The sequence below is a fragment of the Bacillus sp. S2(2024) genome (assembly GCF_050474045.1).
GTDB lineage: Bacteria > Bacillota > Bacilli > Bacillales > Bacillaceae_G > Bacillus_A > Bacillus_A yunxiaonensis.
On sequence record NZ_JBFLUS010000003.1, the window covers coordinates 2280307 to 2302411 of the forward strand.

Annotated in this window: 20 protein-coding genes and 1 pseudogene; 5 read left to right on the forward strand and 16 right to left on the reverse strand. The window is 36.9% G+C overall.

The features are described 5' to 3' along the window. Positions 1 to 12 precede the first annotated feature (12 nt). The gene (locus AB1284_RS11425) at positions 13 to 789 is read right to left on the reverse strand and encodes an IclR family transcriptional regulator (protein ID WP_429749299.1); all 777 of its coding nucleotides are present in this window, start codon (positions 787 to 789) and stop codon (positions 13 to 15) included. A gap of 809 nt (positions 790 to 1598) precedes the next feature. Here AB1284_RS11425 and AB1284_RS11430 point away from each other — a divergent pair. The 4 genes and pseudogenes from AB1284_RS11430 to AB1284_RS11445 all read left to right on the forward strand — a co-directional run bounded on the left by AB1284_RS11430 (position 1599) and on the right by AB1284_RS11445 (position 6494). Beyond that, positions 1599 to 2915 (forward strand): MFS transporter, encoded by a 1317-nt coding sequence (locus AB1284_RS11430; RefSeq protein ID WP_429749297.1) that lies wholly within the window; start codon positions 1599 to 1601, stop codon positions 2913 to 2915. 217 nt (positions 2916 to 3132) lie between these two features. Further along, complete coding sequence (locus tag AB1284_RS11435) at positions 3133 to 4551, forward strand: MATE family efflux transporter (RefSeq protein ID WP_429749296.1); 1419 nt, start codon at positions 3133 to 3135, stop codon at positions 4549 to 4551. Between the two features lie 45 nt (positions 4552 to 4596). After that, positions 4597 to 4791 (forward strand): annotated as a pseudogene (locus AB1284_RS11440) (cupin domain-containing protein); the annotation flags it as partial. A gap of 50 nt (positions 4792 to 4841) precedes the next feature. Continuing rightward, positions 4842 to 6494 carry an amidohydrolase gene (locus AB1284_RS11445; protein WP_429749294.1) on the forward strand — a complete coding sequence of 551 codons (1653 nt, stop codon included), beginning with the start codon at positions 4842 to 4844 and terminating at the stop codon, positions 6492 to 6494. 205 nt (positions 6495 to 6699) lie between these two features. Here AB1284_RS11445 and AB1284_RS11450 read toward each other — a convergent pair whose 3' ends face one another. The 13 genes from AB1284_RS11450 to AB1284_RS11510 all read right to left on the reverse strand — a co-directional run bounded on the left by AB1284_RS11450 (position 6700) and on the right by AB1284_RS11510 (position 18756). Continuing rightward, a complete protein-coding gene (locus AB1284_RS11450) occupies positions 6700 to 7998 on the reverse strand; it encodes a phenylacetate--CoA ligase family protein (RefSeq protein WP_429749292.1) in 1299 nt (432 codons plus the stop codon). 903 nt (positions 7999 to 8901) lie between these two features. Further along, a complete protein-coding gene (locus AB1284_RS11455) occupies positions 8902 to 9630 on the reverse strand; it encodes an NAD-dependent protein deacylase (protein ID WP_429749290.1) in 729 nt (242 codons plus the stop codon). Between the two features lie 68 nt (positions 9631 to 9698). Further along, positions 9699 to 10346 carry a pyroglutamyl-peptidase I gene (pcp, locus tag AB1284_RS11460; RefSeq protein WP_429749288.1) on the reverse strand — a complete coding sequence of 216 codons (648 nt, stop codon included), beginning with the start codon at positions 10344 to 10346 and terminating at the stop codon, positions 9699 to 9701. Between the two features lie 14 nt (positions 10347 to 10360). Then, the gene (locus AB1284_RS11465; RefSeq protein WP_429749286.1) at positions 10361 to 11323 is read right to left on the reverse strand and encodes a DUF979 domain-containing protein; all 963 of its coding nucleotides are present in this window, start codon (positions 11321 to 11323) and stop codon (positions 10361 to 10363) included. Between the two features lies 1 nt (position 11324). Next, on the reverse strand, positions 11325 to 12020 hold the full coding sequence (locus AB1284_RS11470) for a DUF969 domain-containing protein (protein ID WP_429749285.1): 696 nt from the start codon (positions 12018 to 12020) through the stop codon (positions 11325 to 11327). Positions 12021 to 12047: 27 nt separating this feature from the next. Next, the gene (gene pxpA / locus AB1284_RS11475) at positions 12048 to 12803 is read right to left on the reverse strand and encodes a 5-oxoprolinase subunit PxpA (protein WP_429749283.1); all 756 of its coding nucleotides are present in this window, start codon (positions 12801 to 12803) and stop codon (positions 12048 to 12050) included. After that, positions 12800 to 13798 carry a biotin-dependent carboxyltransferase family protein gene (locus AB1284_RS11480; RefSeq protein WP_429749282.1) on the reverse strand — a complete coding sequence of 333 codons (999 nt, stop codon included), beginning with the start codon at positions 13796 to 13798 and terminating at the stop codon, positions 12800 to 12802. Before AB1284_RS11480 ends, pxpA begins: the two co-directional genes overlap by 4 nt. Next, positions 13795 to 14502 (reverse strand): 5-oxoprolinase subunit PxpB, encoded by a 708-nt coding sequence (pxpB, locus tag AB1284_RS11485; protein WP_429749280.1) that lies wholly within the window; start codon positions 14500 to 14502, stop codon positions 13795 to 13797. Before pxpB ends, AB1284_RS11480 begins: the two co-directional genes overlap by 4 nt. Next, positions 14502 to 15269, reverse strand: coding sequence for an IclR family transcriptional regulator (locus AB1284_RS11490; RefSeq protein WP_429749279.1), 768 nt, complete (start codon positions 15267 to 15269; stop codon positions 14502 to 14504). Before AB1284_RS11490 ends, pxpB begins: the two co-directional genes overlap by 1 nt. A 175-nt stretch (positions 15270 to 15444) precedes the next feature. After that, on the reverse strand, positions 15445 to 15987 hold the full coding sequence (lepB, locus tag AB1284_RS11495; protein WP_429749278.1) for a signal peptidase I: 543 nt from the start codon (positions 15985 to 15987) through the stop codon (positions 15445 to 15447). A gap of 13 nt (positions 15988 to 16000) precedes the next feature. Continuing rightward, a complete protein-coding gene (locus AB1284_RS11500; RefSeq protein WP_429749276.1) occupies positions 16001 to 16681 on the reverse strand; it encodes a copper homeostasis protein CutC in 681 nt (226 codons plus the stop codon). 60 nt (positions 16682 to 16741) lie between these two features. After that, positions 16742 to 17896, reverse strand: a complete 1155-nt coding sequence (locus AB1284_RS11505) for an acyl-CoA dehydrogenase family protein (RefSeq protein WP_429749274.1) — start codon at positions 17894 to 17896, stop codon at positions 16742 to 16744. 233 nt (positions 17897 to 18129) lie between these two features. Next, positions 18130 to 18756 (reverse strand): YdcF family protein, encoded by a 627-nt coding sequence (locus AB1284_RS11510; protein WP_429749273.1) that lies wholly within the window; start codon positions 18754 to 18756, stop codon positions 18130 to 18132. Between the two features lie 537 nt (positions 18757 to 19293). On the opposite strand from AB1284_RS11510, the gene AB1284_RS11515 reads away from it, so the two are divergent. Continuing rightward, a complete protein-coding gene (locus AB1284_RS11515) occupies positions 19294 to 19722 on the forward strand; it encodes a hypothetical protein (protein ID WP_429749272.1) in 429 nt (142 codons plus the stop codon). A gap of 203 nt (positions 19723 to 19925) precedes the next feature. Here AB1284_RS11515 and AB1284_RS11520 read toward each other — a convergent pair whose 3' ends face one another. Together AB1284_RS11520 and AB1284_RS11525 are read right to left on the reverse strand one after the other, a co-directional pair. Next, positions 19926 to 20423, reverse strand: a complete 498-nt coding sequence (locus tag AB1284_RS11520; RefSeq protein ID WP_429749270.1) for a GNAT family N-acetyltransferase — start codon at positions 20421 to 20423, stop codon at positions 19926 to 19928. A gap of 10 nt (positions 20424 to 20433) precedes the next feature. Beyond that, positions 20434 to 21018: a GNAT family N-acetyltransferase gene (locus AB1284_RS11525; protein ID WP_429749268.1), complete on the reverse strand. Its 585-nt coding sequence runs from the start codon at positions 21016 to 21018 to the stop codon at positions 20434 to 20436. Between the last annotated feature and the right edge of the window lie 1087 nt (positions 21019 to 22105).

Below are 22105 nucleotides of genomic sequence, written 5' to 3' on the forward strand. Positions count from 1 at the left end.
TCCATATTCATATTAATAAATATATCCAAGGCTTTTCGAAATGTCTTTTCCTGCTTTCACCGTACCTTCTACAATTTGTGGAATATCTATCCGGTTACTAGGTCCAGTAATACTGATTGAAGCGACGACAGATTCATTATAATCGTAGATAGGAGCTGCTATACTGGTTATGCCTTCACTAAATTCATCTATACAAACTGCATATCCTTGCTTTTTGATTTGACTAAGATGACTCTCTAATTCTCTTGCATTTCTAACCGTTTTTGAACTAAACTGATGAAATCGTTGCAGTTCAATCGTTTTAATGATTTTTTCCTGTTCTGTTTGTTCTTTAAAAGCAAGAATAACTTTTCCGCATCCAGTGCAATATACTGGATTATTCTTTCCAATGTGGGAAGATAAACGGACTGGATGTAACCCTTCCATTTTGTCCAAATAAATCGTTTCTGTTCCTTCTAAAACTCCAATATGAACAGCTTCACCAAAATCGTTGACTAGTTTTTTTAAAATCGGACGAGCTTCTCTGTGAATTTCCATTGTTGTTTTGACAATACCGGATAATTTTAAAATCGACAGACTAAGCCTATATTTTTTAGTTCCTGCCCCCCTCTCCAAATACCCATAGTTTTCCAATACATTCAAAAGGCGCTTTGTAGTACTGATACTCATGGATTTTTTTCTAGCAATCTCTGACAATGTCCATTCCCGTTTTTCTACTGTGAACAAACGCAAGATTTGCATAGCGTTTTGCACAGTCTGGATTGTATAATCTCTATTAATGTCATTCACCCCTTTAAATTCTCTACTACTTTGTAATACATATTGCTTTCTTTATATCCGATTTTAGCAATTGTTAAATGTAATAAGAAATTTTTTTCCTTTCTCAAAAGCCTTCTATCAATAGAATAACAAAAAGGATAGCTCAAATGTATTTTTTTACCCTATCCGTCTAATCAGGCTCTAGTTCATTGTTTAGATAGATAAGCCTCTTATTGCCGATAAAAATTCCCTGCTCAAAAAGAAATGTTTTAACTGATATTAGTAGTTCGTTTTTAATATACAGTATTTTCTTAATTTTTTAAAAAATAAGCACAATTGTCATATAGCAGAATTTCGTTATTCATATACGACAAAATCACGTGTTACTATCAATCCAATCATTAAAAAGGAGGAATTAATTTGAACTTACAAAGGGAAAGTTGAAGCGAAAAACCAAAAAGAGCGTAATGAGGAGTTTATTAAGCAGATGGATTATGTTTTTAAAAAATCCAACTTTTATAAATAGTAATCTTCTAAACAAGGAACCCGTTGATTAGATATTAAATATTTAGCAGGCCTAAAAATGTTAACGTTTACACCAAAAATAATTACGTAAAAGCCAAAATATGTCTTCCTACTAACAAAATCATCTCTCACAGCAGAAGTTTTGTTAGTTCTTGATGGGATCCTATATTTAAAATGAAGGCGAAACTAACTGAAAATGCTCTCTAATTGTGATTCGAGAAAAGCTGTCAAATCTATGAGTATATCCACCAAAGCAATTTGCTAAATATTGTAGAGCCTAATGATGATTCGTTATTTTAGGAGGAATGTATAATATGAATTCATTGAATCAATCAATTGAAAGTACAACAATCAAAAAAACAATGATACGCATTTTACCATTTACGTTTATATGTTATGTCATTGCTTATTTGGATCGTGTGAATTTAGGTTTTGCAGCTTTGGAAATGAATGCAAATCTGGGGTTATCTGCAGAAGTTTTTGGATTATTATCAGGGATTTTCTTTCTTGGGTATTTCCTATTTGAAATACCGAGCAATATGATCATGCACAAAATTGGCGCAAAAGTTTGGATTGCTAGAATTATGATTTCATGGGGCATCATAGTAGCTTTAACAGCATTTGTACAATCGGCCACACATTTGTACATCGCTCGTTTTTCACTCGGAATTGCTGAGGCAGGCTTTTTCCCAGGAATTATTCTATATTTTACATATTGGTTTCGAAATAAAGAAAGAGGGCGCGCTTCCGCATCTCTCGTTATGGCTTTGCCGATTGGTACGATTATAGGGGCCCCATTATCTACCTGGATTATGGATAACATTGCATGGTATGGGATAGCTGGTTGGAGATGGATGTTTATTCTCGAAGGAATCCCAGCCGTTATTTTAGGAGTTGTCACGCTGTTTTACTTAAATAATCGCCCGAAAGATGCTAAATGGTTAAAAGAGGAAGAAAAAAAATGGCTAGAAAATGAACTGGATAGAGAAAGACGTCAAAGCCTTGCAGTAAATAAAGCATCGAAATTAGAAATGTTTAAAGACTCAAAGGTGTGGAAATTGGCTTTTATTTATTTTGCAAATTATACAGCAATGTACGGTCTTGGTTTTTGGCTTCCGAGTATCATTAAATCATTTGCCACTAGTTCAAATAATATGGAAATTGGCTGGTTAACGATTATACCTGCACTAATCGGGATCCCTTCCATGTTACTCTTTGGATGGAGTTCTGATAAAAGAAATGAGCATAAGAAACATTTAATTGCAAGCTTTCTCATTGCAGCTTCAGGTTTTATTATGTGTGGGTTTGCTCATAGCGCATTGACGATGATCATGTTGATTGCTTTCGCAGCGATTGGACTGTATGGATTTGTAGGCGCCTTTTTCTCATTTATGACCCTGTTTTTCACGGAATCTACCGCACCAGCCGGCATTGCAACGGTTAATGCATTTGCGAGTTTAGGAGGATTTTTCGGTCCAATGATCTTCGGACAATTAGCCATTTCAAACGGGATGTTCGTGATTGGTACATTAGCGATTTTTGCTTGTGCGGTCATCCTATCACTGAGACAAAAAGAATTAGGTGTTGTAAGAGGAAACGAGGATATAGATAAAAATACCCTTAATCAGTAATATTGTGCGAACTGTAATCGTAACTGTAGCGACATAAAGAATCAGATCTAAGATCCCAAACATATTTATTAAAAAATGTTTGATAATTCATTGTGTTCAGTATAAACAGCGTGTAACTATGATAACCTTTACAGTTAAATGGGTTAAGCACTTGATTTCTAATAGAGACATTCCTGTAAATCAAGCTGTATAAATTATTTTTTAGGAGGGTATGCGCATGGAATTAGCAGGAAACCGTCCCTCATCGAAGAAAGAAAAAGCAGAAATGATGAATAAGCCAGTATATGATTCAGCACTTGGAACGAAAAGTATTCCGTTACTATATTTACGGTTTGCTTTGGCTGGAATTATGGCAAATGCTATTTCAGGAATGTTTGCGGTTATCGATGGCTATTTCGTCAGTGGATTTCAGGTTGTAGAAATCGAAGGGATTGGTATTGGCTATACGGTCATGGTCATTACTCGTATGCTTGGCGTTCTTTTTGGTGTGGGAGCCGGTGCGGTCATTTCACTTCGGCTTGGAAAAGGCAAAATTACTGAAGCTAGAAGCATAATGGGTCAAACTTTGTGGTTTACACTCTTTGTCTCTACTCTGCTAGCTTTCATTGGATTGGTCTTTGAAAATCAAATTATGACCTTGTTTGGAGCAAGTGATGCATCGCTTCCATATGCAGTGCAATACAGCCATCCTCTCTGGATTTCATTGCCATTAACGATATTAGCCGTTGTATTAAGTATTTTAACCAATATCGATGAAAAACCTATCTTATCGATGAGCAGTTGGTTAGTTGCAGCAGTTGTTGCATCAATTTTAGAATGGGTTTTAGTAGTGAAGTTTCATATGGGAATGATGGGTTCTTCTTGGGCGAACATCGTTGTGCAATCAATCCCTGTTTTGCTAATTTTTTATTTCTTGCTAGGCAAAACAAATCTTAAGCCAAAGTGGAAAGACATGAAAATAAAACGAAAGACAGTCAGTGAAGTGACCTGGACGGGTTTTGCATCTTTCTCCAGTGTGTTCATGATATTTTTTCTCATTATTTTCTTCAACAACTTACTGCAAAGCTACGGTGGTGGGTTGCACGTTGCCGCTTTCACGATTCAAAACGGCTATATCACAAATCTGCTTGCGCTTGTAGCGCTCGGGGGGGTGATAGGACTTCAACCGATTATTAGTTATAATTGCGGTGCAGGCAACTTTGACCGCGTTAAACAAGCGATTACAATAGCAATCATCTTCACGGTTACTTTATTCGTGATATTGACTGCAATCCTAATCTATTTTGCAGATCCGATTATGTCATTTTTCTCCGGCGGTAATCCTGAATTGCAGAAACTTGGCATCTGGGCAACAACTGTATTTAATTTCCTGTTCACGTTAAATGCTGTTAGCTTACTTATCGCCGGCTATTTCGAAGCCCAAGAGAGAAACTGGACGGCAACATTTATAAATCTAAGTAAGACGCTGCTGTTCTTGTTCCCGTTTCTATTTATTTTCCCGAAATTCTGGGGAGTAGAAGGTATATGGTATGCAGGTCCTGCTGCAGAAATTCCAGGCGTTCTCATTGCCATATACTTTATGAAAAAAGAGTTCAAACGTTTAAAAGATACAAATGTTAAGGCAGTACATTTATAGAACCTATTCCTTCAAAATTACCTAGGAAAAAGAGAAATGATGATCATGTTTTTTGCGAAAAAACTTACAGCTGAAGAAGTGCAAAGATAAAGTGTAGAAACTTAGCACCCATGGATAGGCAAACCTAGTAAAGGAACTTGGCATGTAGAAGAGCGGGAAGTTTTTTATGTGATAGACGGTGAGGTGTTTATTACTGTTAATGGAGAAAAGTATCCTATTACAAAATATGCGATTGTTGCTTATTTTACGGAAATAAAATTCAGAATATTAATAAACTTAGGAGGTCACTAATGAATATGAATCAAAAAGCTGACATTGTTATCTCAAGTAATGCTGTTTTTACAGGTCTTACGGATAAGCCCATTCCTGCTTATATCGCCATTGTTAATAATAAGATTGTAGCCATTGGTTCTGAAATAGAAATAAATCCTTTTATTGGACCGAACACGAAAGTACATCATTATTCCGATCAACTGATTATGGCTGGCTTTCATGATTTTCACTTGCATATGTTATTTGGAAGTCTTGCAGAAGACAGTGTTTTTCTAGCCGATGCACGCTCAGAAGAAGAAGCGATAAAAATGGTAACTGATTTTGCTGATTCAAGGCCGGAAGATTCATGGATTATTGGTTTTTGTTGGGATTCAAACAATTGGGACAACAAGGGGCTTCCCAATCGCGCTGCACTCGATCGCGTACTCCCCGATCGTCCTGTTATACTCTTTCATATGGAAGGGCACTATGTCTGGGTAAACAGCAAAGCGCTTGAGATTGCGGGTATTAATCGAAATACAGATAATCCGCCCTACGGAATTATTGCAAAAGATGAAAACGGAGAACCGACGGGTATTTTGTATGAGACAGCGATTGCACTAGTGTCGAATCATGCATTTAATTTTTCAAGGGAACGCCGTATGAGAATGATGAAAAGATTTCTCGGACAAGCGGCTGCGCTGGGTGTGACGTCGGTTAACGATTTGTATGGATCGCCTGCTATGGAAAAGTTACAGGATTATGAATTGTTTAGTGACCTAGATAAAAACGGAGAATTAACTGTGAGGATTCACCTTTCCCCTCCCTTAAACGGGGATATAGAGCGTGCGAAACAATTGCGTGATACTTATGCATCAGACAAGCTTCGAGTCTCGGGATTGAAACAGTTTGTTGATGGAGTACTAACTGGTTATACCGCGTATTTAGTTGAACCCTATTCAGATAAACCAGAAACCTGTGGGGAAACAGCTGTTTCTCCAGATACGATGAAAAAATGGATAGTAGAGGCTGATCAAGAAGGCTTTCAAATCCGTATTCATGCGATTGGTGACGGTGGAATTCGCCTAACTTTGGATGGTTTTGAGGAAGCCCGGAAAAAGAATGGCAAGCGAGATGCTAGGCATTGTGTGGAACATGTGGAGGTCATTCATCCGGATGAAATCACTCGTTTCCAAAAGCTTGGCGTGATCGCATCAATGCAACCAGAACATTTGGGTCTTAGTAAGGAGCAACGGATAACGTATGTTTCACGTATTGGAAAAGAACGTGAGCCCCTTGTTTTTGCAATGAAAACGCTAAAAGATTCAGGTGCAATGTTAGCTTTTGGTACTGATTATCCGATTGTGCAATTAAATCCGATGCTAGGCATTTACCGTGCGCTAACAAGAATTGGATATGATGGATCACCGGCAGAAGGATGGAATCCGCAGGAGCGTCTGTCACTATCCGAAGTGTTGAGAAATTATACGTTATCCCCTGCCTATGGATCATTCAGAGAAAAGGAATTAGGCACACTTGAAGTGGGAAAACTAGCAGACATTGTTGTATTAGACAAAAATCTCTTCGAAATACCAGTTGAGGAAATACAAGACGTTCGGGTAGTATTAACGATGGTCGATGGAGCTATCGCTTTTCAAGATGATCTAGCATGCAAGAAGGTCCCTTTATAAAGAAAAAACGAAAAAAGGAACATTCGTTCCTTTTTTCGTTTAACAAATCCTACATTTTTAACTAATTGCTCTAAAGCATCAGGTGACATATATCGTTGCAACTCTTTAGAAAACAATTCTAGTTCATCAAAAATCGATAAGTTCATATCAAAAACGCCATCCTTTCCTATAATTCTACAGAAAGAATAGCGTATTTTTTCATTTCCTAACTTAAGGTATTTTTGCTTATTTTACTGTCCCTTTGATCCAATACTCTTCTCGACTTCATCTCAAAACGGGGAAGTGTGCCATATTCAACCGATTCAACCTCGATTCGAAGTCCGATTCTCTCCCGCAAACGAACTTTTAAATCGCTAACAACATCTTCTATCGCCTCGATCTGCACCTTCACCTGATTCATTTCTTCCAACGTATAGTAAACAATACGAAATTCGGAAACCTGCGGGAACTCGCGGACGATCGCTTCAATAGATTGTGGGAAGATGTTGACGCCCCTGACAATCATCATATCATCCGCACGCCCGATGATCCCACCTTCTAAAAAACGGTAGGGGTTCCCACAAGTACATGACTTATTATTCTTTCTTACCATATCCCCTGTCCGATAGCGGATTAACGGAAAACCATAGCGACCTAGATTCGTCAGAACCAGTTCGCCACTCTCCCCGTCCTCAACCGGTTCCAAAGTATCGGGATTGATGACTTCTACCAAAAATTGCGATTCATTTACATGGATTCCGTTTTGCTGTGAGCACGAATATCCATAAGCACCCATTTCCGTCATTCCCACATGGTCATATAGCTTGGCATTCCATAGACTTTCAATCTGGCTACGAACGGATGGGATCGATCCACCCGGTTCACCGGCTGTAATGATCGTATGAACATGAGAGTTTTTAATATCAAAGCCGTGCTGCTCAGCTACCTCTGCAAGATGAAGGGCATAGCTTGGTGTGCACAACAGTATGTTAGCCTTATTTTCCAAAATGCTGTACAGCCTCTCTATAGACGATTGGCCTCCGCCCGGAATCACCAAGGTTCCTGCTTTTTTAGCCGCCTCATAGGCCGCCCAGAAACCGATAAATGGTCCAAAGGAGAATGCCAGAAACAATCGATCGAGACTCGTTACCCCGGACGATTTTAATACCTCCAGCCAGCAATCCTGCCACCAATCCCAGCTTCCCTTTGTATCCAATACTTTAAGGGGCCTACCGGATGTGCCTGACGTCTGGTGATAACGAATATAACTGGATTCCGGATAAGAATGATTGCGACCAAAAGGAGCGTTCTGGATTTGATCTTTAGCCAGCTCTTTTTTTGTCGTTAATGGGATTTTATACATGTCTTCCAAGGTTCGTATGGGTAAGGATACATCTATTAACTTCTCTTTGTAGAACCCATTGCACTGGGATGCAAAAACCAGAAGCTGATTTAATTTCTGCAGCTGATACCGTGCTAAATCGACTTCATTTTCATGAATTCGATACACTGCTTCCTTTTCCATATATTCCTTCCTCCTCAACAGCTTAAGTAAGCCAAACATATTAAGAATATAAGAGTGAGTTTCAACTTGTAAGTAGTGCCAAAGCAACTTAAAATAAGAGCAACCAAAGGCTGCTTCCTACTTAACTTTGGCAATAAAAGAATAAACTCATCCTGGATTTCCTGATTTCCGTTATTTTCCGAATAGATTGCTTCTCGTTGAACTTCAAATTTTCCCATGATCGGCAAGTTGATAATAGTCAAAATATTACCAATATTAATAAGATAAATATTAACTAGTTTTCATTCTGAATATAAGATTGAAATTCTTCTATATGGAACAATTGAAACTATTTTATAGAATTGTAACGCAACCAAAGAACTACTCATCGTTCTTGTCTTATACTGAATCCACAGCCATCATCCACTACTACCATTCCTAATCTTATACAAATGGTCATACGGGCTGGGAATGAAATTTCTAAACAATTAGAACTGAATGAGAATAGGATAAGAAGATAAGGAATTGGCCTCTAGGTTTAGTTGTGATTTGCGTTGCCGCCTCGAATTGACTACAAAGCTGAGTAAGAAAAATTGTGGCTGCTTTTTAATTTAACTGTACACATAAAAAATGATGGCCCTATTACCTTCGTTTTTTCTCATACTTCCTGTTCTAATAACAATCTGGTTAAGAGCAGCAGGCGACATGTATCGACGTAATTCTTTAGCAAATAAAAAGAAATCATAGTTTTTTTCGATCATTCATAAAAAAGCGCGTCATCCTTTCTATAATTAATATAAAAAGGATAACGCGCTTTTATGGGCAAATTTTTTAAGCTTATTGTAATTGTAAACTTTATTTTTGGGTCCTGCCGTATGCCCAGCATGAACCTTTTGTCACTTAGTTTCATTTACTCTGTCTCGTCTACTCACCTGCTAAAAATCCATCCACAAACTGTCCAATTGTTTCATGAAACGCATAATCAAAATACGATTCTTGCCCCGTTCGCTCGTCATTAATAAGGATTGTCGTTGCCCCTATCTCTCGTTTTGCTATTTGCGGGAATGACGCTACAGGCTGTACTTTTAACGACGTTCCCATTACAAGCAATACATCTGTTTCATACAAGCGTTCAATGGCTGTTTGAAATTGAGGCAATGTGTCTCCATATAACACAACGTCAGAATTTAAAATGAAATTACATTTCTCACAGCGCGGCACTTCATGTGCAATCATATATTGTAAGTTATATTTCGTACGACACTTTGGACAATGAGCAGATTGTAATGTACCATGTAAATCAATGACATGTTTACTTCCGCCCAATTGATGAAGTCCATCAATATTTTGTGTTAAAACAACAAGATCTTTCCCGCTCTCCTCTAACTGCGCAATAAATACATGTCCTCTATTCGGTTTATATTGATGAAATGTTTCAATTTGAAAGATTGCCTTATAATGTTTCCAAAAATCTTTCGGGTTTCGATTATAATATCCTCTTGATAAATACATTTCTACATTTGCATCTGCATACAAACCGTTTGCTGATCGAAAGTCTGGAATCCCACTCTCTGTACTTGCACCTGCTCCAGTTAACACTGTAATTTTCTTAGCATTGTCAATAATAGAACGCACTTCTTCATAATGCTGCACAACATTCACCTCTTGTATATTTCTTCTTTCATTATAACAGGCATATGCAGCAATTTGGAAAATTCCCCTTAGTGTGTTGTACCTTCTGCTACTACTATATCTATTTCTACTTCCAAAGCTGTTTGTATTAAAAGCTCTATTCCTTTTGTAATGTTAGAAAGCGACATGCTCGGTTGCCCAGAATATGCACTCGCCTGTTCTGGTAAAAACGGAATATGTACAAAACCACCAGAAATAGAATCTTCCTGTTTTGCTAATATGTGCATTAGTCCATAAAAAAGATGATTACATACAAACGTCCCTGCTGTTTGGGAAACAGATGCTGGAATTCCCCCTTCACGAAGTTGCTTCACAATCGCTTTTATAGGAAGTGTTGACCAATACGCCACTGGGCCATCCTCAATCACTGGTATATCAATCGGCTGATTTCCTTTATTATCAGGAATTCTTGCATCATCTACGTTAATTGCAACGCGCTCAACTGTAATGTCGGAACGCCCTCCTGCTTGTCCAATACACACGACAAGAGCTGGATCTACTTCATCAATATAAGATTCTAGCATTTGTAAGGATGTATGAAAAACCGTAGGAATTTGTTTACTAACAATTGTATATTCTCCTATGCTTTTTTGATCAAGTTGTTTAGCAACTTCCCAAGCAGGATTAATTTTTTCTCCTCCAAATGGTTCAAATCCTGTTAATAAAATTTTTTTCATCAATCCCACCCCCTTTAAAATCGATATACAAGTGCGTACATAACAAGCATATTAATGATGAAAATAGCAATGGCAACTGGCGCTTGCGCTTTAATAACAGCATTTTTATCTTTAAGCTCTAATAACATTGCTGGAACAATATTAAAGTTAGCAGCCATCGGCGTTAACAATGTTCCGCAATAGCCAGCAAACATACCAAGCGCTGCCATAATTGCCGGATTTCCGCCGTGCATTTGAACGATAAGCGGTAATCCAATCCCACCTGTAATTACAGCAAAAGCAGCGAAGGCATTTCCCATTACCATTGTAAATAACATCATTCCTAAGCAATATGCCATGACAGCCACGAGTGGATATTCAGTCGGCAATACTTGTCCAACTAAATCCGCCACTACTTGTCCAACTCCAGATTTAGCAAATATACCGCCAAGAGCAGCAAGCATTTGTGGTAAAATAACGGCCCATCCTACTGCTTGCAGTAAACGGCTTCCTTCTTGAACTGGTTCTGTCACTTTTGCTTTTGTAATGGCCATCGCAAATGCAAAGGCAACTAATGCACCTAATGCGAGTGCAATTAGTGTTACTTTTTCAGGATCCACAATAAATATATTTCCAATCTTCAGTTTCCCAAGAGTGAGCGTTCCGATAATAGTAAACAAAGGGATTAATATAGCTGGCATAAAAATTTTATTGCCTAATTTTGCTGCATGTTTTACACGATTTTCTACTGGTGCTTCTTGTTCATTTGATTTTGTTACTTTGTTTAATGATGCTAAAATAACCATAACTAAAACGATACAACCGACATAAAACGAAGGTATGATATTTCCAAATAAAAATGTAATGGCAAACAACGCCCAAAACAAACTAGAACCAAAACGATTCGGATGTTGACCATCAAAAGCAACACGGATTGCAATAAATGCAACAATAATACCAAGCAGATAATAAATTGTATCGAGTGTAATTAATTTCATGCTACATCGCCTCCTTATCTTGATTCGTTTCTTGTTTCATGACGTCGTCTATATGTCTATCAATTTGACGAAAACGAATCCAACTTACAATAAATGCAGAAATTGCTGTCGGAATCCCCCAAAGTGCCATATCCCACACACCAACATGCATACCGACAGAATCAAAAAATCCTTTCATTAATAAAATAGCTCCCGTTGCAATAAAAATATCTTCGCCAAAAAACCATGCTGTATTTTCTGCAGCCGCTGCGTATGCTTTAATTTTTTCTCTTAATTTCTCCGGAAGTTTTCCATAACGAGCATGCGCCGCCCCTTCCGCCATTGGTGCAACAAGTGGTCTTACTGTTTGCGCATGTCCTCCAATGTTAAGCCCGATCGCTGCAGTTGCTTCACGAATGGTAAAATACGATAGAAGAACGCGCCCAGTCGTTGCTCCTTTTGATTTTGTAATCAGTGTTTCCGCTCGTTCTTTCAATCCGTAACGCTCTAAAATCCCAATAACCGGAAGTGTTAATAGAATTGGCATGGACATATATCGATTTTCTATAAAGAATTTCCCAAATAAACTTATCACTTCATGAAATGACATACCAGATACCATTCCTGTTACAATTCCAGCTACCATAACAACTAACAATGTATTAAGTCGGAATAAAAAACCAATTGCTACAAGTAAAATTCCAATCAATTTCACCATATGTAATCCCCCTGTCTTTTCTACGTGTTAAGGTGCACAAATTTTAATTTGTGCTTGCTGCAGTGCATTGCAAATGCTTTTCGCATAATCCACGGCATGCAAGCCATCCCCATGAATACAAATTGTATGTGCTGCAATTGAAACGATAGTCCCATCAACAGTTGGAACATTCCCTTTTTGCACCATTTGCAATACTTGTCTTATCGCATCTTCTTCATTTGTAATCAATGCATTCGATTCTGTACGATTTGTTAAAGTTCCGTTACTTTGATATGTTCGATCTGCAAATACTTCTTGCACAACACGAAGATTATATTTTTCTCCTGCACGCACAAATTCGCTACTTGCTAATCCGAATAAGAGAAGTTCTGGATTTACTTTATAAATAGCTTTTGCAATAGCATCTGCGATTTCTGAATTTACTGCTGCTAGATTATAGAGTGCACCGTGCGGTTTAACATGGTTCATTTTTCCACCCAATGCACGAATAAACCCGTCTAATGCCCCGATTTGATAAATCATATAATCATACACTTCATCTGGTGAAACATGCATCATTCTTCTTCCAAAACCTATAAGGTCTGGTAAGCCTGGATGCGCACCTATTGAAACACGATGTTCTAGCGCTTTTGCAACTGTGCTATGCATAACTGAAGGATCACCTGCGTGAAATCCACATGCAATGTTTACTGATGAAACATAAGGTAGAATCGCATCATCATTTCCTATGTTATAGGCTCCAAAACTTTCTCCTAAATCACAATTTAAATCTACTACCTTCATGATTTCTCTCCTTTTAGCTTAATGAACATTTTTAAAAGATTTATTGTTTGTTCTTGTTTTATATATAGCTTCTGTGCTTCTATTGCTGAAATTTTTGAAAACGATAGATAATCTCCTGGCTTTAATTGTGCAAGCAGCGGTATATCAATTGAAATTACATTAGCAATTCGTGGATATCCACCTGTCGTTTGACGATCTGCCATTAATATAATAGGTTGTCCTTCAGGTGGTACTTGGATTGTCCCGTGCGTCACAGTATCTGATAACAATTCTAATTTCCCCTCTACCATTACCTGCTCCCCGTCTATACGATAGCCCATTCGATCTGCATGATTGGAAATTTTAAATTGCTTTGTAAAAAAAGAACGAAGACTCTCTCCCGTAAATCTTTCAAACTCTAACCCTTCCACGACACGAATCTCTGGACAATGATGATAGTTTGGTAAACAATTAGAATTTATTCCCCACATCGTTGTATCTCGTCTTTCATTTACAAGCTGCTGTATAAGACGCTTTGCCCAAAGGGAAGGTGTACCTATTTGCAATTGATCCCCTTTTTGTAAAGCACGACCGTGCAATCCGCCTAAACTTGCTCGCATATATGTACTTTTGCTCTTCATTACAGCTGGAACATGAATTCCACCAGCAAATGCTACATATGCTCTGCATCCTGACTGAATTTTCTTAAAACAAAGCATACTTCCCTCTTTAGCTAATACCGGGCGCCACAATGGAACTCGTTTTCCATTTAAAAGCGGTTCCATATTCGCACCGCCAATTGCAATTAATGTCGTCTGCTTAATTAACAGCTTTGGCCCAATAATTGTAACTTCTAATCCAGCTTCTCCTTCTTCATTCCCAACTAACATATTTGCAATTCTAAGTGCAACTGTGTCCATCGCTCCGCCAACTGGTACACCGTATTGTTGATATGTATGTCTACCTAAATCTTGTACAGTCGTCAACATTCCTTGTTGTAACACCTCTATATTCATACATTCTCATCCTCCCATTGCTGAAATTCTGTTTCTGTTATGGGGATGAAACGTAAATACATACCACTTTGCATATAAGTAGGCGGTACTTTTTGAGGACGAAATAAAGAGATCGGTGTGCGTCCGATAATATTCCATCCACCTGGTGTTTCAAGTGGATATATACCCGTTTGACTTCCACCGATTCCAACAGACCCTGCTGGAATCTTTAATCGAGGAGTATGTTTTCGGGGAGTTGCAATCCGTTGCGACATACCTCCTAAATAAGGAAATCCTGGTGTAAAACCGAGCATATAAACAAAATAAGTGGATTCACTATGAATACGAATTACATCTTCTATTGTTAACCCATGATACTTTGCTACTTCTTCCAAATCAGGGCCGTATTCTCCGCCGTAACAAACTGGAATAGATATATATTCATATTCTTTCATTTCCTTATGATTCTCAGCTTTTAAAAGGGACTGCACATGATAACAAACATAATCATATGGTGACACATTCATCTTTTTTTCCCTATACAATGTGTAGGAATCATAATAAATAGTCACAGATGTATAAGAAGGAACACATTCTATCATCCCAGCAAACGGTTCATTTTGTAACGCCTCAAATAAAGATTGTACTTGCTTATAAATTTCCATATTGATTTTCTGTCCAAATGTCACGACAATTGCTTGATCACCTAATGCTGAAAACTTCATTATTCTCCTACCTTCTTTTCTTTCCATCCTAATTCTATTGATACTTGCTTCGTTGTTTGGGTAAGACTTTCAATCCATTTTATAATTGCTGTTTCATTATACTCAGCTTCTAGTCCCGAAATACTCATGCCCCCAACAACCATATCATCACTTCCAAAAATCGGAGCAGCTATAGCCGCTGTATGATTTTCAAGCTCTGAATAACTAATGGTATAACCGTTATCCTTTGCAGTTTGCAACATATTACGTAGTTCATTTTCATCTGTAACCGTGCCCTTTGCAAATGGAACAAAAGTTGTATTATTTATATAATTTTCTTGCTCTTCTTTTGAGAAGTATGTAAGCAAAATACGTGGACACGCTCCGGCATACAACGGAGCTCGCCGTCCAATAGCTGTATAGACACGTACAGGTTGATCACCGTCAATCTTTTCAATATAAATGGCTTCATTACCATCCTGAATAATTAAATTAACTGCTTGTCCAACTTCTTTCTGTAACTTTTTCATATAAGGCTTCGCAATTTTCCGTAAAGATAACCTCTCTGAAACAAGCTGACCAAATCGTAAAAAAACAAATCCTAACCTGTATGCACCATCTATTGTTTTTTGCAACAAACCCATTTCTTCTAGAGATTTAATAAGACGGTGTACGGATGTTTTAGGCATATCAGTCAATTTCACCATCTCGGCTAACGTTAACGTATCATGCTGATAAAATAATTCTAAAATGCTCATTGTTTTCACTGCTGTTTTGTTATAACTCATGAAGCCCTCCTTTGTTCCATATTTCGGAACATTAATCCCAATTTTCGAAACAGAATATCTGTTTTAAATTATAAAATATTCTTTCAATTCAGACAACGTTTTTTTACCCTTAGCTTGAATAAAAATAAAAAAAGCAATCAAACTCTAAATGAGTTTAATTGCTTTTTTCAAACTATTATAACGCTCTAGCATGCTGCAGTGGCCAAAATACCATTGAACCTTTCCCAACAATTTGTTTTTCAGAAACAAAACCAAATGCTCGGCTATCTTTAGATACTTGACGATTATCTCCTAATACAAATACATAGCCTTCAGGAACTGTTTTCTTTCCAGTTATCTCTTCTAACGTAAAGTCAGGAGTCAACTGCCCTCCAGATAGTTGCTTTTTATATTCATCTAAATATGGTTCAGCAACTGCTTTACCATTTACATATAAAACATCATTTTTATACTCAATTGTGTCTCCAGGTAAACCAATCACTCTTTTTACTAAATCATGCCCTTCATTCCCATGAAAGACAATGATAGTAAAACGATTTAACCCTTGTAGACTATATCCAATTTTATTCACAACCATTCTCTCATTATCTTTTAGCGTTGGCATCATAGATTCCCCTTGCACAAGCGACGGTGTAAATAAAAATGCACGACAAACAATTGCAATAATTAAAGCTAGAGCTATACTTTTAACCCATGACATAATCTCACTTTTTTTCATCTAGATATCTCCTTTAACAACTAATCAGTTTTACAATTTCTCGTACATTTTGAACGACAACGTCACAAAAGCACGATTTTCCTTCTCTCACTGCTGTACCAACGTGGGCTTGTGTACTTCCAGTATCGCGTAACAATTGCTGCACATTTTCATTCGTGACACCACTACCAACAACGATTTGTATTTGTCCAGCACTTGCTTGATTCATACTGCGTAAAACAGCAATGTTATCTTCTATTTTTCCTTTTCCACCAGATGTTAAAATATGTGTAATCTTATTAAACTTCCGCAATATTTTTACGCCTTCTACTAAATCTGTCAGTTCATCAATTGCTCGGTGAAATGTCACATTCATTTCATCAACTACTTCTAACAACTTCCCTAACTTTTCTCCATCAATTTTATGATTTTCATTCAAAACACCTAAGACAACACCAGTTGCTCCAAGTTGTTTTGCGATGCGGATATCCTCTTTCATTAACTCAATTTCTTCTTTAGAATATAAGAAAGATTTGGCATGTGGACGAATCATTACATGTACAGGAATGGTAACGGCTTCTATTACACTTTTTATTAATGCATAACTTGGTGTAAGCCCGCCTTCTGTAAATGCTGTAATTAATTCTATCCGTTCCCCACCACCACGTTCAATCCGTTTTGCATCTTCTAAGCATGTTGCAATAACTTCTAACATATGTATTCTCCTTTTCATACACCACTTGCCTTTATTATATACGAAAAGGAAAAACATTTCCTATTTTTCAGTTTCAAAATCTTGCAATGCATGATGCGCTAATAGTGAAATTGTCGCATCATCCATCGGAGGATTATGAAGTCCAGCACGTACGTGTAAGTAATAGCGATGTAACGGATTTTTCTCAGATAAACTTCTTGCCCCAACAATACGCATCGCCTTATCTACAATTGAAATTGCCGCATTTGTCACAGTATACTTCACCGCGGCCATCTCTGCTTGCAAGCTTCGTTTACTTTCTTCTTCATACTGCTTTGCAACACTATACAAAAAAGAACGGGCTTGCATCATTTCTAATTCTATTTCTCCTATTAATCTTTGAACATTTGGTAACGTTGCTATAGGTGCTTGTATACTATTTGGTTGATACGTTGCTGCAAATTGCAAGGCATACCGACGTGCAGCTTGTGCAATGCCAAGATAACAAGCTGGAATATGCAACTGCCATCCTCTTCTCTTTTCCCTCTTACGCGGAGAAATAATCTCTACAAAATATTTACGCGGAATCACTACTTGTTCTAAAACTAAATCATGACTTGCTGTGCCGCGCATAGCTACACAATCCCACGTTTCTTCAATTGAAACACCTTCTGTATTACGCGGGACAAGAAATTCCCCTACTTCCTTTGTCCCTTCTATAGATGCTGAAACGAGAAAGTAATCTAGTACCGGTGCCATTGTTGTAAATGTTTTTCTGCCAGAAATAATCCAAGTATTCCCCTTTTGAATAGCTGTTGTCTCCGGTTTTCCTCCTCGTGTTGGACTGCCCGTATTTCGTTCCGTTGCTGCACGGTTTACAAGTGCTCCGCGTTTCACTTTCTCACAAAGCCAAGAAAACACTTTTTTATCCCATGAGCGATTTTCCGAAAGTTCTTGTATAATTCCAAGGTGCCAACCCATGCATAATGCTGTTGCTCCATCACCTTGTGCAATACATTCCTGAAATAACAGAAAATCATATAGAGATATTCCCGCCCCACCTTCGTCCTGTGGAACAGTCCATGCTGTATACCCAATTTCTTTTAAATCTTCTATATTTTCAAAAGGAAATGAATACAATTCGTCTAACTGCGGTTCTCTATTTGAGAATAGAGTGATATATGGTTGTAATTTACTTAATCGCTTTTGTTGCTCTCTCGATCTTACAAACTCCATTTCATCAGTCCTTTCCATTTCATGCTAAAATTATTATATGCACACTGTTCTCTTTAGCTACCTTTGTTATCTCATACTAATAAACTATCAAGATCATACTGATGGATGTTTCGTTATATACATTATTTCCTTTAAACATATAATCTATCTTTTAATTGTTACACTATTCCGATGAAAAAACAATGTTTTAAATATAAAAAAGATCTCCTAAAAACATTAGGAAATCTTTTCTTTTAATCACCTTTAAAAAAACGAACAGGCAAGGATGCAACATAACCGATATAAGAACATAGTTCTTTGAAAAAGAACGGTAACTCTGTGTCTAAACTACGATAAGCAGACGTTGGCGTTGGTGAAGAATATGCATCCATACCGAGATGCTTTGCAATTTGCATCGCTCGTTTCATATGAAGTGGATCACTTACAATTGTATACGTTTGTAAACCATGTTCTTTTCCAATCTGAAGAGCATTTTTTAAATTCTCTTCTGTATAACGTGATTCCGTTTCAATTAAAATATCTTCCTCTTTTACATTATGCTTTAATGCATATATTTTTGAAGTACGCGCTTCTTCTAATTCCGTTTCAAATTTCGTACCACCTGTAAAAATAATTTTTTTAACGTGCCCATTCTTATAAAGAGAAATGGCATGATTAATTCTCTCGCGAAGTACTGGAGACGGTTTTCCATTCCACGACGCGGCTCCTAATACAATCGCAGCATCCGTATCAACTCGATCTGTCTTAGAACGATAATGCCAAATATCATACGCCGCATAGCTCACAAATACAATAATTGAACCAAGTATAAATAAGAGTGCCTGTACCACCCTTATTTTTATACTTCTTTTTTTCTTCATAAAATTACAGCCTCCGTATTTCCTACATACTTTATATAAAATTCGTTTAATCGAATGTACGTTCAATTTATTTTTTGAATTGATTTGAAAGAAGATGTTTTCCCTCATAGCAGTTCTATAAAAGAGTTTTCAATAAAAAGAGGTTTTTATATTTCACACTTACATTCGTGGTCTATTTATAGTAATAACAACTTATATTTCTCTCAAATTCTAACACTTCTATATTGTAACGAATTTTTTTAAAGAATGGAACGTTGAAACAAAAGTATATAAAATACGTAATCATTTTGTAAGAAAAAATGCCCTTTTGCATCACTGCGAATTGCTAATATGTTTGTAAGTTGTTTCATTATAATCACTCCTATCTTTGATTTGCATTGCATGCGCAGTATACATCACAAATTCAATTTATATGTTTCTCCTAAAATTCTTCACATACAGCCTCTCAATGAAAAAAATATGAGAGGGACATGAGAAAATTCTAATGAATGCCTTATAAATTTCGCATATATACATTAAGAAAGGATGGTGAGGGGTATGTCAGAAGAATTCAAGAACGAAACAAACGATCATGAGCAGGTGGAAGCAAATGAAGAAATGAAAAAAGAACTGAAGCAGGAATTAAAAGAAGAACTTATGGCCGAGCTTCATCACGGTACGTACAAAAGTAAGAAAAAATGGAAAATGATTGGCTGCGCTTGTGCTACGTTGGTGGTAGGATTCGGTCTTGGTTTTGCGACTGGTCATGTCGAAGAGCATCATGAAGGATCTCATCACGGCAAACATGAGGAATGGAACGAACATAACAAACATTTCACCCAAGGAAAGCACGGAGACGGAAAAGGGTACAAAGAGAGGAATGATGTCCGAAAAGGGCAAGGAGCATATATGAAACCTGATAAACCAGAAAAACAACCGAAGCAGCCTGAACAAGATGCAAAACAACCAGCAGATGCTTCGAGATAAAAGTAACAATAGAAAAAGCAATGGAAGAACGAATTCCATTGCTTTTTTAATTTTATTTCACTATTTTTTCGGTTCGTTCGCTACTCTTTCCATCCCAGATTGCGAGCATTGCTGTCTAGTAACTCCAGCACTCTTTACGGATGAATACATAGATTCGAACTGGAAAGGTTTCTTACATGTTAGAAGGCATTTCTCTCAATCTACTATTTCAAAATCCAATATTTCATATGATCTTCCTGTAATACGCAACAAAAACCTGATTTCTCTAACACTCTTGCAGAAGCAGTGTTACTTATTAAACATTCCGCTTTAACCGTTGTCACATTTTGCTGGTTTAATAACCATTGTACAAGGCCTTTTGTCATTTCTGTAGCATAGCCTTTTCCTTGGTAATCTGGAACAATACTATAGCCAATCTCAACAATACCATTTACATCTGGAGCGCCCTTGCACCCCATATCACCAATAATTGTATTGTCTTCTTTATGAATAATAAGACCACTCCATTGACTATTATCTGGTCTTTCACGTAATCGCTCTGCTTGCCACGGTAAGATTTCTGCATAATCAGGCATAGGCCATTGATTAGCAACTTGGTAAGGTATTATTTTCGAAAGTTCCTCAGTTCCTTTTATTGTAGCTTCCACTAGTTCTAGTGTGAAAGAAATCATTTTTAAACGTTCTGTTTCTATATATGGCATCTTTTTCCTCCTACTTATATTTTACACTCATTAATTTATTTTCTAATTGTTCTTTTACACTTGACCAATCTTCTGAAATAATACTATACACAACAGCATCTCTCACATATCCATTTGGAAGTAATCGTTCATTTCGAAGGATCCCTTCTTTTACTGCACCTAATCTTTCAATAGCGCGCTGTGCCTTTTCATTCCGAGCATCTGTTTTAATTTGTACACGTAGCATGCCTAACTCTTCGAATGCATATCGAAGCATCATATATTTACACTCTGTATTTACACTTGTTCTTTGCACGCTTGGACTATACCAAGTATGTCCGAGTTCTGTTGTTTTGTGTTTCTTTGATATGTTGTATAACCGTGTTGTTCCTACAATCTCATTTGTCGTTTGATCAATCACAATAAACGGAAGGTCAACTCCCCTTTTATACTTTTCTACTGATTCTTCAACTAATCTTTCCATATCTTCAAAGCAATCCATTTTTGTTATTAAATATGTCCAAATATCTGGATATTTTTCAATAATGGAGTACAATGAACATGCATCATTTATAGATAATAATTGCAACTTTGCTCGATCATATACAATTTCCACAGGACAGTCCTCATTTCTTTTCATCTCAATTATATAATAATATTAATTGTGTAAATTTTCAAAACAATAAACTTATAATTTACAATACACTTTAACAAACTATCGAGAACTTACATCACTGGAAAATCTCGAATTATACTCTCTTTACGATTTTTCATGAAATCTCTTCCCCATGGATGAAGTTCTTCAATTTTCCCTCCCCAAGCATGAAAAAGCTTTATATATCACCCAATCTCTCTTAATTTTATAAAATATGGAATTTCTTTAAGCCATACCTCATCCAAACAGTTTTTAGCACGATATCCTTCTATAAACGATGTGAGAAATGTATTCGCATATGAACTCGAACTCACAATAGGAGATGCTTAAAATAATGCTCCCGCAATATCATCAATAAACCATGAATACCTACAAGCATCAAAATCAAAAAGATAAATAGAATCCCCATCTAAGGAATGTACAGCCCTAGATATACGTAATCTCTTGTCACTAAGGAAATTAACTCATTGAACTTCCCCAATGATTTTTTCAAATTGTTTATGAGAACTATTCGTTACACGCAGAAAATATTTGGCGCCATCTCGCTCGAAGGATCTAACTAAACTATGCTCTGAAAAATGTGTTATTTGAGTACCCTCAGACCGGATTCCAAACTTAGAAGCAGCAGCATGAAAAATCTTCGTGTGATATTCCTCCAAGTGTTATCCCTCCCAAAATGATTTCCACCTCTATTCTTGATAATACCACAACAGGAAAAATACGGAATATCCGAGGCCAACTAACTCGGAAATAATTCCATTTAATTCTACATTGATCCCTAAATAGTATAAAAAGGAAATAACACTGCGTTATACGTTATATAGCATCGTTGAGCTGAATACATATCAGTTTTCTAGAAAAATATTTCTCGTTTACCAAGTGCTCATCACTATATGTTCTCTGAACACATATCTCTTAACTTATAGCTAACAAATCAATTTATGCCTAAACATACAATTTCTCAAAAATGGTTTTGCGACGCTTTTCACACCTTGAAAAGTAAACTTTTGAATAAAAGTTTACTTTCAATAAATAAATTGATTAATGG

What these genes read in the sequence shown, in the direction of transcription:
- AB1284_RS11430 (WP_429749297.1), top strand. Translation starts at nt 1,599, where the DNA reads ATGAATTCATTGAATCAATCAATTGAAAGTACAACAATCAAAAAAACA.
- AB1284_RS11435 (WP_429749296.1), top strand. Translation starts at nt 3,133, where the DNA reads ATGGAATTAGCAGGAAACCGTCCCTCATCGAAGAAAGAAAAAGCAGAA.
- AB1284_RS11445 (WP_429749294.1), top strand. Translation starts at nt 4,842, where the DNA reads ATGAATATGAATCAAAAAGCTGACATTGTTATCTCAAGTAATGCTGTT.
- AB1284_RS11450 (WP_429749292.1), bottom strand. Translation starts at nt 7,998, where the DNA reads ATGGAAAAGGAAGCAGTGTATCGAATTCATGAAAATGAAGTCGATTTA.
- pcp (WP_429749288.1), bottom strand. Translation starts at nt 10,346, where the DNA reads ATGAAAAAAATTTTATTAACAGGATTTGAACCATTTGGAGGAGAAAAA.
- AB1284_RS11465 (WP_429749286.1), bottom strand. Translation starts at nt 11,323, where the DNA reads ATGAAATTAATTACACTCGATACAATTTATTATCTGCTTGGTATTATT.
- AB1284_RS11470 (WP_429749285.1), bottom strand. Translation starts at nt 12,020, where the DNA reads ATGGTGAAATTGATTGGAATTTTACTTGTAGCAATTGGTTTTTTATTC.
- pxpA (WP_429749283.1), bottom strand. Translation starts at nt 12,803, where the DNA reads ATGAAGGTAGTAGATTTAAATTGTGATTTAGGAGAAAGTTTTGGAGCC.
- AB1284_RS11480 (WP_429749282.1), bottom strand. Translation starts at nt 13,798, where the DNA reads ATGAATATAGAGGTGTTACAACAAGGAATGTTGACGACTGTACAAGAT.
- pxpB (WP_429749280.1), bottom strand. Translation starts at nt 14,502, where the DNA reads ATGAAGTTTTCAGCATTAGGTGATCAAGCAATTGTCGTGACATTTGGA.
- AB1284_RS11490 (WP_429749279.1), bottom strand. Translation starts at nt 15,269, where the DNA reads ATGAGTTATAACAAAACAGCAGTGAAAACAATGAGCATTTTAGAATTA.
- lepB (WP_429749278.1), bottom strand. Translation starts at nt 15,987, where the DNA reads ATGAAAAAAAGTGAGATTATGTCATGGGTTAAAAGTATAGCTCTAGCT.
- AB1284_RS11500 (WP_429749276.1), bottom strand. Translation starts at nt 16,681, where the DNA reads ATGTTAGAAGTTATTGCAACATGCTTAGAAGATGCAAAACGGATTGAA.
- AB1284_RS11505 (WP_429749274.1), bottom strand. Translation starts at nt 17,896, where the DNA reads ATGGAGTTTGTAAGATCGAGAGAGCAACAAAAGCGATTAAGTAAATTA.
- AB1284_RS11510 (WP_429749273.1), bottom strand. Translation starts at nt 18,756, where the DNA reads ATGAAGAAAAAAAGAAGTATAAAAATAAGGGTGGTACAGGCACTCTTA.
- AB1284_RS11515 (WP_429749272.1), top strand. Translation starts at nt 19,294, where the DNA reads ATGTCAGAAGAATTCAAGAACGAAACAAACGATCATGAGCAGGTGGAA.
- AB1284_RS11520 (WP_429749270.1), bottom strand. Translation starts at nt 20,423, where the DNA reads ATGCCATATATAGAAACAGAACGTTTAAAAATGATTTCTTTCACACTA.